Source organism: Undibacterium sp. TC9W, assembly GCF_049339865.1.
Classification (GTDB): Bacteria; Pseudomonadota; Gammaproteobacteria; order Burkholderiales; family Burkholderiaceae_D; genus Undibacterium.
This window is the reverse complement of the sequence record NZ_JBMPPJ010000003.1, coordinates 295,935-310,761: the sequence shown is the minus strand read 5'-3', so window position 1 is coordinate 310,761 and position 14,827 is coordinate 295,935. Positions and strand designations below refer to the sequence as shown.

12 protein-coding genes are annotated in these 14,827 nt (G+C 51.6%); 4 read left to right on the top strand and 8 right to left on the bottom strand.

The genetic code is table 11. From position 1 onward, the window contains the following. Positions 1–86: 86 nt before the first annotated feature. The 4 genes from ACO0LN_RS05475 to ACO0LN_RS05460 all read right to left on the bottom strand — a co-directional run bounded on the left by ACO0LN_RS05475 (position 87) and on the right by ACO0LN_RS05460 (position 7,284). Complete coding sequence (locus tag ACO0LN_RS05475; protein WP_422971730.1) at positions 87–1,340, bottom strand: hypothetical protein; 1,254 nt, start codon at positions 1,338–1,340, stop codon at positions 87–89. Continuing rightward, complete coding sequence (locus tag ACO0LN_RS05470) at positions 1,337–2,110, bottom strand: sigma-70 family RNA polymerase sigma factor (RefSeq protein WP_422971728.1); 774 nt, start codon at positions 2,108–2,110, stop codon at positions 1,337–1,339. The genes ACO0LN_RS05475 and ACO0LN_RS05470 overlap by 4 nt, the downstream gene beginning before the upstream one ends. Next, complete coding sequence (locus ACO0LN_RS05465; protein ID WP_422971726.1) at positions 2,074–6,357, bottom strand: MG2 domain-containing protein; 4,284 nt, start codon at positions 6,355–6,357, stop codon at positions 2,074–2,076. Before ACO0LN_RS05465 ends, ACO0LN_RS05470 begins: the two co-directional genes overlap by 37 nt. Before the next feature lie 105 nt (positions 6,358–6,462). Next, positions 6,463–7,284, bottom strand: a complete 822-nt coding sequence (locus ACO0LN_RS05460) for a hypothetical protein (RefSeq protein WP_422971724.1) — start codon at positions 7,282–7,284, stop codon at positions 6,463–6,465. 208 nt (positions 7,285–7,492) lie between these two features. Here ACO0LN_RS05460 and ACO0LN_RS05455 point away from each other — a divergent pair, with 208 nt between their 5' ends. Next, positions 7,493–8,203: a YceH family protein gene (locus ACO0LN_RS05455; RefSeq protein WP_422971722.1), complete on the top strand. Its 711-nt coding sequence runs from the start codon at positions 7,493–7,495 to the stop codon at positions 8,201–8,203. A gap of 214 nt (positions 8,204–8,417) precedes the next feature. Next, a complete protein-coding gene (locus tag ACO0LN_RS05450; RefSeq protein ID WP_422971720.1) occupies positions 8,418–9,167 on the top strand; it encodes an AAA family ATPase in 750 nt (249 codons plus the stop codon). A 215-nt stretch (positions 9,168–9,382) separates the two neighbouring features. Here the strand turns inward: ACO0LN_RS05450 and ACO0LN_RS05445 are convergent, their stop codons facing one another. Both ACO0LN_RS05445 and ACO0LN_RS05440 read right to left on the bottom strand, forming a co-directional pair. Then, entirely contained in the window at positions 9,383–10,465 is a 1,083-nt protein-coding gene (locus tag ACO0LN_RS05445) for a hypothetical protein (RefSeq protein ID WP_162044284.1), read from the bottom strand. A gap of 69 nt (positions 10,466–10,534) precedes the next feature. Further along, positions 10,535–11,689 carry an SPFH domain-containing protein gene (locus ACO0LN_RS05440; RefSeq protein ID WP_422971718.1) on the bottom strand — a complete coding sequence of 385 codons (1,155 nt, stop codon included), beginning with the start codon at positions 11,687–11,689 and terminating at the stop codon, positions 10,535–10,537. Positions 11,690–11,986: 297 nt separating this feature from the next. Here ACO0LN_RS05440 and ACO0LN_RS05435 point away from each other — a divergent pair, with 297 nt between their 5' ends. Beyond that, on the top strand, positions 11,987–12,787 hold the full coding sequence (locus ACO0LN_RS05435; protein WP_422971716.1) for an HNH endonuclease: 801 nt from the start codon (positions 11,987–11,989) through the stop codon (positions 12,785–12,787). Next, complete coding sequence (locus ACO0LN_RS05430; RefSeq protein ID WP_422971714.1) at positions 12,788–13,132, top strand: hypothetical protein; 345 nt, start codon at positions 12,788–12,790, stop codon at positions 13,130–13,132. 16 nt (positions 13,133–13,148) lie between these two features. Here ACO0LN_RS05430 and ACO0LN_RS05425 read toward each other — a convergent pair whose 3' ends face one another. Both ACO0LN_RS05425 and ACO0LN_RS05420 read right to left on the bottom strand, forming a co-directional pair. Continuing rightward, positions 13,149–14,390: a type II toxin-antitoxin system HipA family toxin gene (locus ACO0LN_RS05425; protein ID WP_422971712.1), complete on the bottom strand. Its 1,242-nt coding sequence runs from the start codon at positions 14,388–14,390 to the stop codon at positions 13,149–13,151. Continuing rightward, positions 14,387–14,704 (bottom strand): helix-turn-helix domain-containing protein, encoded by a 318-nt coding sequence (locus ACO0LN_RS05420; RefSeq protein WP_422971710.1) that lies wholly within the window; start codon positions 14,702–14,704, stop codon positions 14,387–14,389. The genes ACO0LN_RS05425 and ACO0LN_RS05420 overlap by 4 nt, the downstream gene beginning before the upstream one ends. Positions 14,705–14,827: the final 123 nt, after the last annotated feature.

Sequence of the window (14,827 nt, the reverse complement as noted above, 5' to 3'; positions counted from 1 at the left end):
TATCAGGTAGCAATTTTGTCCGGTAGAAAAGAACCTGGACCAAGGTGAGTATGAGGATCAATGACAAATGCTTGTCATTGATCGTATTATTTTTGCAGCGCGTCTATCTGCTTTTGCAGGGATTGATCAACAGTGAACCCCGGATAGCTGGCGCGGAATTTACGCCACTCTTCCAGTGCTTCCTTGTTACGGTGGTTCTTCAATAGCTGTTCAATTTTCTCCAGCCAGTCATAGACACCTGGATGTGCTTCAGGTGCCAGTGCGGCTGACAGCGGCGGTGCAGCTGCCACCGGCGGTGGCGCCATGACTATGCGTGGCGCTGACGGTGCGGCAGGGAATGGTACTGCCGCAGGCATATCAGCTTTTTTATCTGCCGATGCTGTCATTACTGGCTTTTCTGCCATGGCTGCTGATGACCGGGATTCTGTTTCACTGGTTTTCTCCAGCATGCCTGTAGCCTCTGCTTTGGCGGCACTGGCATTCGCCGCTGGTGCACGCATTTTTGCGTTACCGGTATATTGGCTATCTGCTACCACTTTTTCTTCAGCGCTGACCACTTGCGCGGGTGCCGCAGCAGACATGTCTTGCCTGCGTATTGCCGACCCTGTGATTGTCACCCTCGCCGGTTCAGGTGCTGCGGCCACCATGGGGGCTGGAGCCGGAGCGGATTTTGAAGCAGATATTGGAGCAGGCGGCGATTCGGCTTGCTGCTCAGCTGGCTTGAATTCACTGCGCGGTTTTGCGGCACTGGCGCGTCTGGCGTCATCGGCCACTTGGCTTTCTTTGGCTTTGCTGGCTTCCATGACAGGTGACGCTGCATTGCTCGTGCTTGCTACCGGTGCCGCTGGTGCGGCAACTTCTGCGGCGACCTTTGCCCTTTTCGTCAAGTCTGCTTGTGCCAGTTGTGGCAATGCTGACTTGTCGTTTTCTTGTGTCGCAGGTGCGGCAGGTGCCGTAGGTAGCGCCCGTGCATTCGATGCAGACGCAGTCACAGGTTCTGTTGGATAGGATTCCTGATGCTGCTGCATGACCACGGGTATGGCAAACAGTATGCTGGCAGCCAGACTCAGTGGCAGTTTCCAGCGCCATAAAAATGATGGCGGTTTCCCGCTGCCTTCAGGGCCTATGGCATCATTGGCTGCGGGTGGCACCATGGCTGGTGCTGTCCTTGTTGCTAATGAGACCGCAAGAGCACGTTCTGCCTCAGCGATGATCGCCGCATCCAGCTCTGCCGACGGTTGTGCTTGCGGCAAATCTTGCAGCAGGCTGGCGAGTTCGCCCTTGCCTTGCAGGAAATCCTCAAATTCAGCTTCGTGCATATCGTCATTCCTGGATGTCATGCTGGCTCCCCCTGTGTCTGGGTATGCAATTCGGCACGCAATTTTTGCATGGCATAACGTAATCTGCTTTTGACGGTCTCCGTAGATACGGCGGTAATGGTGGCAATTTCTTCCAGGCTCAGGCCATTGAATTGCTGCAAGACCAGCGCTTCTTTCTGTTCGCTGGGTAAACTCCTGATGGCTTCATGCAAACGCTCGGTCTGCTGTTTTTTTTCCAGCCGGGTTTCTGGCGACCTGGTCAGCGGCGTCGATTCCTGTGTGCTTTCCAGCGTGTGTTCATACTGGTCAGGGTCGGCGTCAAGCAGGCTTTCTCGCTGGCGCAGTATGTCGATCAAACGGTTGCGGGCGATCTGGTACAAATAGGTTTTGAAACTGGCAAGCGCTGTGTATTGCGACCGTGCCGCATGCAGCGCAGCCCAGCTGTCCTGCACGATTTCATCTACCCATTCCTGACGTGGCGAACGCCAGTCTATAAAGCGGTACAAACCCAGGCGATGACGCTGATACAACTCTTTGAAGGCGAGCAGGTCGCCATCGCAATAGAGCAACATCAGTGCCTCGTCTGTTTGTGGTTCGGTTATCATGGCCGCTAGTTTAACGGAAAATCCCGTCTCACCAGCATAATTTCCATGCACTGTCAGGGTAAAACTGTCATGCATCCAGGCCACTTCCGGCGCTTTTCTGACAATCAGCAAATTGCCAAAAAAACGCCCTGATAGTGCTTTAGCTGATGCTAAGGCGCGATGCGTATTGCCAGCGGAGTTGTCCACGTCTTGTCAGTATCGTTATAGTACAGATAGGCAGATGAGGCAGGCCCGGTATAGCTGCCTGGCACTGTTGCCACCAGATCTACCGCCAGTTTTTTCACTTCGCCCGGTTTCATGTCACGGAAATACAGTATCACTTCACGGGCACGGGTTTCATAGAAGTCTATCTGTCCTTTCTCGCGCATTTCTTTCAACTGCCAGTTCTGGAAAGTCAGCCCTCCCGGCAAGCCCAGGCGTACCAGGCTCATGGGCTGGCCGGTTTGCGTCTTGTTGCTGATGACCGCATTCAACCTGACGGTCTCACCCATTTTCAGATCTGCTTTAGCAAGGCTGGTGTTCAGGTTAATGACGGCGGTATTGGATGATGCTGGTTCATTGCTGCGGTATTCAATCGCCATCGAATACGGCAAGGCAGATCCGCTGCTGGTTTTGAGCGTGATATTGTGCTTGCCAGGTATCAGCAAGTTTTCAAAATCATTAAACAACAAAGGTTCACGCCTGCCAGCTTCATAGCTCTTCTCGCTGACCACGACACCATCAACCAGCAGGCTGACTTTGCCAGCCGTGGGTGCAACCCTGGTCGCCTCATCAAAAGCGATCATTGCCTTCAAAGCCAGCACAGTGGCCTGCGTCGCACCCCATTGACCAAAGCCGCTGCGGTTAGCCTGCAACCAGGTGATACCTTTGCGTGCCTGTTCCAGGTGGCCATCTGCTTTGAGCATGGCCAGTATCGCCAGCGAGGTGGTTTCTATATGCAGATTGCTGCCGCCGCTGCGGGTGATGGAATGATCTGCATTTGTCCAGGAACCATTGGCATTTTGCATGCCCACCAATTTATCCACTGCTGCGCGCCTTGCCTTGTCTGATACCGCCGTTTTTGCGGATGGTGCCAGCATGGTGCCGCTGGCAAGTGCCAGTTGATACGCATCTTGCGTGGTTTCCGCCAGCTTGACGGATTTGCCTATTTCTTTATCCAGCCCGGTTTCACCAGCGCTGACCAGGGCCCAGGTGATATAGGCGTCAGTCACTTCTGGTGCAGCACGGCCAAAGCTGTCGAGCGCCTTGGCATCACGCTGGTAACCACCATTGCCATCACGTCTGGCTTTGAGCCAGTTTGCAGTACGCGCCAGCATGGTGGTATCGACGGAACCATAGATATTTTTCATATCCGCAAATTCCAGCAAGCCATAGGCAGTCAGCGCTTCATGGCCGGGGTCACCACCAAACCATTCATAGCCTTTTTTCGGTGATTCAAAGCCAGCCAGTTTCTTGTAGCCGCTATCGAGTAATTTGCCGGTACGTTCCAGCAAGGCGCTGTCGGCCACATCATGCTGCTTCAGGTATTGCATGATCATTACGTTAGGGTAATTGGTCGATGAGGTTTGTTCAAAACAGCCAGACGGTTCACGCAACATGCCTTCCAGGCCAGATACCATGGTAGCGAGTGGCGACGTATATACCTTGATCGAAGTCTGCACGCTACCCTTGTTGGCTTTGCTGAGATCGATGTCATGCGTGACCTGCCCCTTGATCTGTCCTGACTTCTCCAGCAATTGCGGAAAGCCAGGGGCTACCACTGGTATGCTGCGCAAGACTTCATCTTTCAAACCCGATGCAGTCGCTGACAACTGCACCTGAGACAAACCCTGTGTGCCTGTGATCTCAAGCGGGATGAACATGCTCTTGCGCTGGCCAGCAGCGATAGCACCCACTTTGTTATTACTGTCACTGGCTTTCAGGAGTTTGCCAAAATTGCTGTTGAGCGTGACATTGACAGCCTGCTCGCCTTCATTGCTCAGGGTGACGGGAATCAGCGGTTTGTCACCGGCAGAAATTTCGAGTGGCAGTTTGGCCGACAAAGAAAATGGCAAGGAAGATTTAAGGATATTTTCACTATGCCCTGCCTGCCCGCCACCGACACCTTCTGCGGTGACGCGGAAAGACGTGACGGCATCCGACAAGGCCAGCTTCAAGGTGGCCTTGCCCTGCTTGTCGGTTTTTACTGATGGAGCCCACATCACGGTATCGCGGTAATCATCACGCGGCCCGGCATAATCAGGTGTATAGGCAGGAACCGGAAAGACCCGCACCGCTGCCCAACTTGGCGCCAGCTCTGCCATAGGCGCTGCCATTTTTGCATCGGCACGGGCAAAGTCCTTGTCAGCCATGGGTTCTGCCGGAAAATATCTGGCTTCCATCTGTACCGGAGCCGCGGCCACAATGCGGCCCACAGCCAATTCTTCTTTCATTTTTGCGATGGCAGGTTTTTGCGGTGCCATAGCTGCTGCAGGTGCTACGGCGGCAGCCAGTTTTTTCAATTCTGGTGCTGCTACTGGAGCAGGCACAGGCATGGGTGCTGCCATTGGCAGAACCAATGGTGCTGCCGCATTCATCTCCCGCCGCCGGATATTGCTGCCAGTGACTGTCACCCTTTCCAAGGGGGTCAGCACCTGTACCCAGTCAAAGCGTCTGTAGCCGCGCGTACCCATCAGCATATCCAGTGCCAGCGCACTTTTGTCTTCACCCAGGTCGGTATAAAAATTAGGCTCTTCTATCTTGCCGGGTAATTCACTTTCCAGCAAAAGACGCGACAGCATATTAGCGCTCTTGTCATCGGCAAACGACAACACCGTGTCATCGACAACCGACAGGGCCAGTTCTGCTGGCACGGCTTTGCCGCTGGCATCTTTGGTTGTGATGTTCAGGGCGACTTCGCCGCGCGGTACATAGGCTTTCTTGTCTTGCTCTACCTTGATCTCAAGCCGGTTACGGCGATTGCGGAACACCAGGCGTTCTGCCAGCGGGTCCAGATTCTGGTTAAACAAGGTAACGCGGGCGATGCCTGCAGTAGCAGTCGTGGCCGGGTCTTTGGCTTGTAAATACATGACAGCCGGTTTGGCCGGGCCAGCTTCCATGCTGCCTGCATCAAATAATTTATCGCGCACGGTGGCCGCGACCACGACCTTTTGCGTGGTGCTGCATTGCACGGCTATACGCAAGGCTTTTTCCTGACCATCCAGATCATCATAGCTGCGCATGACACAGCCCGCTTCTTCTGCCAATGGCAAAGCATAATGCTCAGTCACGCTGCTGGGTTTGCTTATTTCTGCATGATAACGGCGACCCGTAGCTGGCGTAAACGCGACACGGCCCAGGCCATTTTTATAGGTATTGAATCTGGCAACCGTATTACCCAGATCATCCACCAGCTTGCCCTCGGCATCTGCCGGTTTTCCCAACCTGGTTTTGGCTTCAAAATAGAGACGGGCAGGCAAACCCGCCACCATCTTGCCACCTTCAGGGAAGAAAGACAGTGCCAGCTTGTTTTGCAGGATGGGTATGGATTTTGAAATCGATTCAGTGACGCCGCCATCTTCTACCAGTATCGTCAACAAGCCATCGCCAGTGCTGATGTTCTTCGGTAAATCAAATTTCACCAGTGCCTCACCCGTGGCATCTGTCGTGACATTCACGCGGGGTAATTCCACGCCATCGACAGTCGCAACTGCGACCAGGCGCTTGCCCGACATTATCTCGCCAGTAGGGCGTTTGACGGCGATCGTGGCACTGACCTGTTCACCCGCACCATAGGATTTCTTGACGAATTCCAGGGTTTTCTTCATGCGTGGAGCTTCAAATGCAGAGACGATGATGGCGCGTTCCAGGGTTTTTCCGTCACTGCTGGTGATACGTATCTTGTATTCACCACCTTGCGCCTCGGGTGGCAATTCAAAATCATTGGCTGCACTACCCGCCTCGACACGCAAGCGTTTCTTGCTCACGCTGGTGCCTTTGGGCGAGATCAGTTCCACCGTTGCCGCTTGCATTTCGCTGCCAGTCAAATTGCGGGCTTTCAAGTCCCAGCTCTTGAACCAGATAGTTTCACCGGGTTTGTAGAGTGGCTTATCTACCTGTATATACAGGTTGCGGCTCTCATGGGTGTCGAAATAACTATTGATCAGGGCTGGCAATTCCTCAGCGCGCACTTGTTTGATCCTGGTCGATGCAGCTGGGGCAGGCTCAGCCGCAACCGGGCCAAGCACTGGTTTTTGCCCATCCTGAGAGGCAATCGTTTTGTTCTTCTTGTTGCCAGTTTGTCGGGAAGCTGTTGTGTCAGACTGCGGGCTTATCATCACATCGCCGGTGGCAGCCACGGTCTCTGCGACATCGCCAAACTGACAACCGCCCAGCATCAGTAAGAGCAAGGGGCACAAAATAGGTGCTTTAAAGTAGTGGCCAGATTTTTTCATTATTGACAATTTCCTGTATTTTTAGTGTGAAAGGGGGCCTGGGGAACCCCCATGGAAGTGCGGCATGACATCAGGTATTTGTGGTGCGCTATATTTGCGGCGCTTTTAATTCGGGTCAGGTACGAAACCGCCAGGGAAGGGATTGGCATCCTGATAGCGGTTGCGCGGGATAATGCCGCGTGCTACCAGATGCGCGTAGGTGTCATACTGAATACTGATGATTTCGTCAGGCTGCTGGCTGGCACGGCGAAAATCGGTGTTCCGCACGCTGCTGTCTATACGTTCGCCATGGCCTGTACCTATCCTCGCATCCATGGATTTTTCAGCCATGTCAGACTTGCTTTTTGCCAGGTTGCCGGTTGCTTCAACAGGAGGCAAGGCAGAAGCAGCGGGGGCAACGGGTGCTGGTGCAGGTGCGGCAGATTCACTCCGGCGTGAATACCAGGGTTCCACAGGGAGAGGCTCCCTATACTCTCTGAGCTCCCTGAACAGGGCAACGCCGATGACGCCGACATTGTCAGGTCTGCCTGTGCGTGCCGCATACGAATCAGGCAACTGGGCGAAATAGAAAGCTGCCACTTCATCCATATTCTTGCGCCAGCCCTTGATTTCTACTGGCTGCCTGCTCGCCAATACATAGCCCGATTGCTGTGGCGATGCTGTGGCACCCGTCAATACATTGACACCATCGACAGACAAGACCGACAAAATACGCCCGCCAGTCTTGTTGGTGATTTCTACCGCATAACGCTCACCGGGCTTGCCCGCTACATAATTATTGCCCTGATGACGCCATATGGGCAGCCTTTCACCCGTGCTCTGGTTGATGATGCTGACGCCAGCAAGCTGCCCCGCATGTGCGAATGTGCCCAACGTGGCCATCGCTCCTATTGCCAGGGCTGTCAGTAAAGATGTCCATTTATTCATTTTGTTCTCCATAAAAAGCGCGTTCATACTCATTAAACGGAGCAGCAAAACAAAAGGGGTTAAGATTTTTAAAAAATAATTGAATAGATGGCTGCGTTCTTATGATCCAGTGTCACATTTTCAATTTTTAGGGATAATATGAAGCTATCGCGAGCTTAAGTGGCCTAAGTCATTTGAGTTGCTCGCAGCAATCATCCCAGGAAAAACCATGAACACAGAAAACACCAGCGAGTCAGCCAGCACACCTGACAGCCCTACAGCAGATGCACAGTATCTCGATGCAGTAGAAGTGCGCGTCCTTGGCGTACTGGCAGAAAAAGAAGCCGCCACCCCCGACAATTACCCCCTGTCACTCAATACCCTGGTGAATGCCTGTAACCAGCTTACGAGCCGCGACCCCGTCATGTCGGTCACCGAGTCTGAAGTGCTGGAAGCCATAGACAGGCTGGCCACCAAGAAACTGGTCAATGCCATCCACCAGGCCGGTGCCCGCGTCGCCAAGTATGAGCACCGCATGCGCATCAAATGGATGCTGGATCAGCCCAAAGTAGCGGTATTGACCATACTCATGCTGCGCGGCTTCCAGACCGCAGGCGAAATCCGCGCCCGCGCTGGCCGCCTGCATGAATTTGCCAGTGTCGCCGATGTAGAGAAATGCCTGGACTACCTGATGGACAAATACCCGCCACTGGTCGCCCGTTTGAACCTGACACCAGGCACCAAGGAGCCGCGTTACGCGCATCTGCTGTCCTGTGATGAAGCCAGCCTGGATCAGGCCGAAGCTTCCAATCTTGCCAGCGGTGGTGGTGCTTCAAAAAATGACAGGGTCAGCCAACTGGAGGCAGAAGTCGCGCAACTGAAGCAGCAAGTCAGCGATTTGAGTGCGCAGTTTGCAGAGTTCAAGAAGCAGTTTGAATAGGTAGTTATAAGACCAAAAAGCTCACCACAGAGACACGGAGCAAGGAAAGGCTGCTTGCAAGCAGCCTTCGTTACGCAGGCGAACGACATGTCGTTCCAACTCCCTGCTACACCACAGAGGGGCACAGAGGAAAAATTTTCTGTTGAATGAATTTTCTCTGATGATCAGTTTGAGTAGCAAGAGGCGGTATGAACTCTGAATTACCCGAGGCAACATGATTTCAAAACAGTATGTCAGCCGCGTCAGCCTGCGCAGGGATATCGTCGAATCTTTTGATCGTTACCCCTTCTCTTTGCCCGCGATAAAAAACTTCGAATATGTCGATCTGCATCCCAAGATCACTTACTTTGTCGGCGAAAATGGCTCCGGTAAATCTACCTTGCTCGAAGCGATCGCGGTTTCTTTGGGCTTTAATGCCGAGGGTGGTACCAAGAACTTCAGCTTTGGTACAAGGCGTTCGCATTCAGTATTGGATGAGTATTTGCGTATTGCCAAAGGCATACGCAAGCCGCGTGATGGTTTCTTTTTGCGGGCTGAGAGCTTCTTCAATGTGGCTACTGAAATTGAAAAACTGGATGAGGAACCTAGCTTTGGTCCTCCTATTATCAATTCCTATGGGGGGATTTCTTTGCACGAACAGTCGCATGGCGAATCCTTTCTGAAGCTGATGACAGAACGCTTTGGCGGTCAGGGCCTGTACATACTCGATGAACCTGAGGCTGCGCTGTCACCACAAAGGCAACTCGCGGTCTTGTCTCGCATCCATGATCTGATAGAGGATAATTCCCAATTCATCATCGCTACCCATTCACCGATACTCATGGCTTATCCTGATGCCTTCATCTACCAATGCAGTAAAGACGGTATCTCTGAAATTGCGTATGAAGAAACCGAGCACTACAAGGTCACGCGGGATTTTCTGGCGAATCCCAAGCGTATGATGGATATGTTAATGGAGCGTTAAGCTTTGAATCAGGTGGATTTCTGAAAGACCAAAAAACTCACCACAGGGGCACCGAGGGAAGAAAGGCTGCTGGCAAGCAGCCTTCGTTACGCAGGCGAACGGCATGCCGTTCGATTTCCCTGCTACACCACAGAGGATACACAGAGAAAATTCTTTGATGAACTCTCTGTACAGCCCCAGTGTCTCTGGTTTGATAGATATTGCCCTTGATTCGATTACTTGTGATTAAGCATGGCAATCACAACGACGACTGCGATGGCCAGCAACACCGCCCCTGCAATCTTCCACGCTGAATACGGACGCTCACCCTGCACCTGGCCAGTCTGGCCGTTCACCAGAAAGCGGTAAGTTTTGTCGCCATATTTATAAGACGACAGCCAGATAGGCAGCAGGATGTGTTTGAAACTGATATTCGAATAGCGTGGCTGCATCGCGATGATGCGCTGGTGGTCGCCACCGATATCACGGCAGATGGCATTGCGGATTTCGCCTTCCATCTTGCCCTGGGCATCGACAAAGCCCGGCTCCAGGCCCACCTGATAAGCCTCTACCGTAAAGCCTGATACATAATCGTCACGGTAACCCTGCAATTTTTCCAGACGCCAAGGCGCGAGATTTTCTGCATACGAAGTTGGCAGTGTCTTTGAACCTACGACCAGCACATCATCAAACGACACTTGCACTGCGCCCACTGCCGGGTACCAGTTGGTACGCGTCACCTGGCGGCTCTTGGTCTCACCGTTTTCAGTATAGTTTTCTGTTACCGTGTAATCGACGCCACGCTGGCCCTGATAGGTAGTGTCGCTATCTGCATCATACGTCCAGTAAGGGGTATAGATGCCCTTGAGGCCACGTTCTGCCCTGTAAGCCTGCTTCAGCGCATTTGGCGCGAACCACAAGCCGGTAATCCAGTTGGCAAACTTGCTGCGCGCCTCTGATTCCTTGATATCAAACGGGGCAATCGCCTTGGGCCTGATCTTGCGTGCAGAATAAGCATTGGCTGCGATCAGCGGTACTGCGCAAAACGGGCAACGGTCAGACACCAGATTGGCTGCCAGTTGCGACTCTGCCCCGCAGCCTGTGCATTTCACATGCTGGCTGGCGAGCATGGGTTCATTGCCTGCCTGTTCTGCCAGGTAAGCCTGATAATCCAGCTCTTCCACTGCTGCGACCGTGGCTTCCTTGTCTTCAGGGATTTCATTCTTGGCGCCGCAATACGGGCATTGCAGGGCGTGCTGACCAGGCGCGTATTCAAGCTTGGCACCGCAAGATTTGCAGGGATAGTTTTTTGTCGTCACAGGTGATGATTCCAGAACAAAATAGAAGGCGTCGCCACCATCAGGCGCGACGCCACATCAGAGGAGGATTTATTGCGGTGGCAGCGGTGGAGGCATGGCCGCAAACAAGCCAGACAAATCAGCCTGTTCACCCGCCTTGCCCCAGGCCGCCATGCCCTGACGCCATACCAGGCTGTCACGCGTTAAACTGCCATTGCCCACGTGCGATTGCAATATGCCCAGATCAAACGGCCCGGTCTGTGCACCGTTTTGCGCAACAAAATAAGATACCGCTGTCGGCAAAGGTGGTGGCATACCGCCGCCTGCCGCTGGTGCAGATGCAGGAGCGGCAGCAGGCGCTGCTGCCGGTTGTGGATTATTCCCAAACATCGTGCCCATGCTCTGGCTCAGCATGCCACCAACGCCTACACCCATCATGGCACCAGCCATGCCCGGGTTTTGCGCCGCATCACGCAAGGCCTGCGCACCCTGGTACTGGGCGAACTGGTTCATATTGCCGATCACGCGCATCGCACCCTGCTGGTCGATGGCTTTTTCCACTTCTTCCGGCAAGCCTATGTCCTGCACCTGTACTTCGCACAGTTCCAGACCATATTGCACAAAGTCAGCAGCAATTTTTTCCTGTATGCGCTTGCCCACTTCAGTGACTTTGGCTTCCAGGTCGATGACAGGCACGCCAATTTCAGGCATCACTTCCTTGATGCGCATGCCTATCTTGCCGCGCAGGTTTTCTTCTATATCCGCTGTCGTAAAATCAGCCTTGGTGCCGACCAGCTCAGACAGCATGGCCTTGGCATCCACGATGCGTATGCCATAGATACCAAAGGCAGTCACACGCACTACGCCAAATTCAGGGTCACGCATGGTGGCAGGCCCGGCCGTACCCCACTTCATATTGGTAAAGCGGGTAGTCTTGAAGAAATAGACTTCCGCCTTGAAAGGGCTGTTAAAGCCATACTTCCAGCCCTTGAGCGTACTCAGCAAAGGCATGTTCTCGGTCGATAGTTCATACATGCCCGGCGTGAATACATCCGCCACCTGCCCCTTGCCCATCTGGCCCTCATTGACCATGATAGCAATCTGCCCTTCGCGCACCGTCAGCTTGGCACCCATCTTGATCTCATTCTGATAGCGCTCAAAGCGATGCACCATCACATCGGGACTGTCATCCAGCCATTCGACAATATCGATAAATTCATTGCTGAGCTTATTCCACAGACCCATAGTGTTCTCCAAAAAACAAAATTCTTGCAGGATGCTGGCAGGCAATTCTATTGATAGCGGCCAACAGCTATTCGGCGGATACCAGTATATCCGGCGTAGGCGAAGTATTGCTGAATTGGTACATTATCACAAGGGTAGGGAAGGGAAATTGTGATGTAAGCATTTGTAAATGTTAGTTGTTTGAAATGCATGCATGAAACATTTCACAAAATGATCGCAAGACATATCATTTTGACCAGGATATGATGAGGATATTGGTATATTTTCCCCTTTTGGTGAATGTAGAAAGTATTGGCAATGACAGAGAAATCCAACAATTGGACTCGTGAACAACTTCTGATTGCCTTCAATTTATATTGCCAGCTTCCTTTCGGCAAATTTCATAGCCGACATCCAGAAATAATCGCCTTTGCCAGCTTGATAGGCAGAACTCCTTCAGCACTCGCCATGAAGCTGGTCAATATAGCAAGTCTTGATCCTGTCATCACAGATTCGGGACGTAGTGGCTTGACTGGCGCGTCTAAGTTGGATCGTGCCATGTGGGAGGAAATGCAAGCTGATTGGAATCGCTTTGCTGTCACTAGTCAAACTGCAGTTGATGCGTTGCTGGCCCTAAATAGAGTAAACGTTGAGGACGCCGATATTGAGGACGAGGCAGCAATTTCAGATGTGCAAATTGATTATTCAAGTGATAGCAAACGAATAGAGAGTGAGGTACGCATAGGGCAGCACTTTTTTCGTCGCGCCGTTTTAAGCGCTTATGCTAGCCGCTGCTGTATTACTGGCTTGGCTCATCCAAGTCTATTGGTCGCGAGTCATATCATTCCCTGGCGTTCAGATAGGGCTAATCGACTCAATCCAAGTAATGGGCTATGTCTGTCTATGCTGCATGACAAGGCTTTTGACAAAGGTTTGCTTACGGTAGATACAGAATACAAAATAAAGATTTCACCAGCCGCAAACAAGCTTGCAGATAACCCATTTGCTTCAGAATGGATATTAGGTTTGGATGGAAAGCAAATCGCTATGCCCGAAAAATTCAGTCCTTCAATGGAATTTCTTGTTTGGCATAACAAGCATGTCTTTCAGCATAACTGAGTGAACAAAGAAATTTTTGGTGTGAAAATGAATATCTGCTTTTCTTATTTATATCGCGATGCCGGAAATTTCAAAAATTTCGGTGAAGCCAACTTCACTAATCCAAATGAGTTTTCGTTGGAGAATTTAAGTGCCAGAATCAAATTGGCGTTGCTTGATGAGACGTACTTCGATGCTTATATGGTCGGATTGCCAGAGTTATTTTTTGAAGACTATGACGATGAGCTTGATCATGACTGGCATGAGTTTGAATTATTGGATTATGTCCAAGGTAATTCAGAATTGGTCATATTAAGTTCTATAGATGACTTTATTTTACGTTTGGAAAACAATAAGCTAACCTAGAGAGACCATTTAAGTTTTATTTATGTAATTGTGATCTATTCGCCTCAACAATTTTGCCCACCGCCGCCAAGGTCTTTTTTGAGACAGGCAAATCCCGTGCAGTATTCTTGAAATCAGCAGCAGTAATTAACTCCAACATCTCATCAATAATATTCTGCGCTTCTTTTTCTTTCATTCCACCGTCTTGCGCAACTTTCAAGATATGTGCCCGCGTTGGTGACTTTCCTTCGCCAGCGACATCCATAAAATGTTCGCCGCGATAACCGGCACAATAAGTCAAATCATAGGGTGGTGCGAGTTCCCATTCATTATTCCTGTTGAGCAGGTAGGACTGGTTTTTTGCGTGGTCGTCGCGGTTGTTCATCAATACGTTAAAAACGCAACGTTGTAAGGCTTTTTTTAATTCTCGCGCATCCCTAGTCAGCCTGCGGGTTGCTCGCATGAATTCGCTATAACCTAAAGAGGGTATCTGGAAGTGAACGTGCAACATGCCTGCCAGTGAGTGTACGTGAACGCGCTGCTCATTATCGCGGTCAAAACGTTTAGTGCCGAATGCTGTCATACCGTCTGGTAATTCAAAGAATTGCGTTTCACCCATGCCGAGGCCGCATTTGCGCGCCAGCCGGGCATACAGTTCTTCCAGTGCACAGCTATCGCTGGCATCGTCTTTTGCCGGAAATTTAATGAGCCAGGATTCTGCATCTGGCATGTATTCAGTGCTCATTTTCCCTGTCGCAGGCTGGTAGTAAACCAGTGCCTTCGGTCGTGCACCGCCGGGTGAGCCACCTGCCTTGGCAAGCTCGTCCAATACTTCATAGCTGTCATCTGTGAGTATTGCCTGAACCTCTTTCGCCAGATCGATCAGGGCAAGATCGCTGACTGCCAGATGGGTTTCGCTGCCGGGTTCATAGGTCAATGCTCCCATGGTGTTGTCGCCAAGATAGGAGAGCATGTCCAGCACGGAGACAGTGTCGGTATCTATGCCTTTGGCTTTCATGCGGCGGCTCATCAACTGCAAGCCCCAACTGTCAGGCAAGGAGTCGTAGATTAATCCTGGCACACGCATGATGGGCAGGTAATCTGTCTGTTTGTCGGGGTAGGCAGATGACCGCAGTGGCAAGCGTATGGGAGATAGTTCCAGACCACTTGCGAGTGCTGCTGGCGAATACTGGAACAAGATATCGCGGCCATCATCGGCCAGTGTGCCCAGCCAAAGCGACTCGCCTTGCGCCTTGTAATTGACCTTGAGCTCTTTCATGATGGGCTCTTCGGTTTGCGATACGCGCGTTGCCTGGCTTGCACTGCAGACTTTGCCCGCATCTCTTCTATGGTATTGGTTTGCGGCACCAGAACTGTCTGCAAATCTGGCGTGGCATTCAGTGATTCAAGTATGCGGACAAAATTGGCCAGAGTGCATTTGCCAGTGCGTTCAAAGCTGCTGACAGTTTGGGCAGAGATGCCTGTGCGTTGCGCCAATTCTTCTACACTGATATTCAACAGCAAGCGCCGTTCGCGTGCACGTACGCCGAGCTTGAGGCAAATCTCATCAGGCAAGAGTAAGGAGAAATCCATTGATTTTATACAGATTAGGCTTAGATAATCTAACTTTCCAATAGAATTATACTGGTTATGATCTTGATATAGGCTTATTTTTTGAGCAGATTGCCATTTAAAATGTTGCTTTTTTATTAACCC

What these genes read in the sequence shown, in the direction of transcription:
- ACO0LN_RS05420 (WP_422971710.1), bottom strand. Translation starts at nt 14,704, where the DNA reads ATGGATTTCTCCTTACTCTTGCCTGATGAGATTTGCCTCAAGCTCGGC.
- ACO0LN_RS05435 (WP_422971716.1), top strand. Translation starts at nt 11,987, where the DNA reads ATGACAGAGAAATCCAACAATTGGACTCGTGAACAACTTCTGATTGCC.
- ACO0LN_RS05475 (WP_422971730.1), bottom strand. Translation starts at nt 1,340, where the DNA reads ATGACATCCAGGAATGACGATATGCACGAAGCTGAATTTGAGGATTTC.
- ACO0LN_RS05460 (WP_422971724.1), bottom strand. Translation starts at nt 7,284, where the DNA reads ATGAATAAATGGACATCTTTACTGACAGCCCTGGCAATAGGAGCGATG.
- ACO0LN_RS05465 (WP_422971726.1), bottom strand. Translation starts at nt 6,357, where the DNA reads ATGAAAAAATCTGGCCACTACTTTAAAGCACCTATTTTGTGCCCCTTG.
- ACO0LN_RS05455 (WP_422971722.1), top strand. Translation starts at nt 7,493, where the DNA reads ATGAACACAGAAAACACCAGCGAGTCAGCCAGCACACCTGACAGCCCT.
- ACO0LN_RS05440 (WP_422971718.1), bottom strand. Translation starts at nt 11,689, where the DNA reads ATGGGTCTGTGGAATAAGCTCAGCAATGAATTTATCGATATTGTCGAA.
- ACO0LN_RS05425 (WP_422971712.1), bottom strand. Translation starts at nt 14,390, where the DNA reads ATGAAAGAGCTCAAGGTCAATTACAAGGCGCAAGGCGAGTCGCTTTGG.
- ACO0LN_RS05450 (WP_422971720.1), top strand. Translation starts at nt 8,418, where the DNA reads ATGATTTCAAAACAGTATGTCAGCCGCGTCAGCCTGCGCAGGGATATC.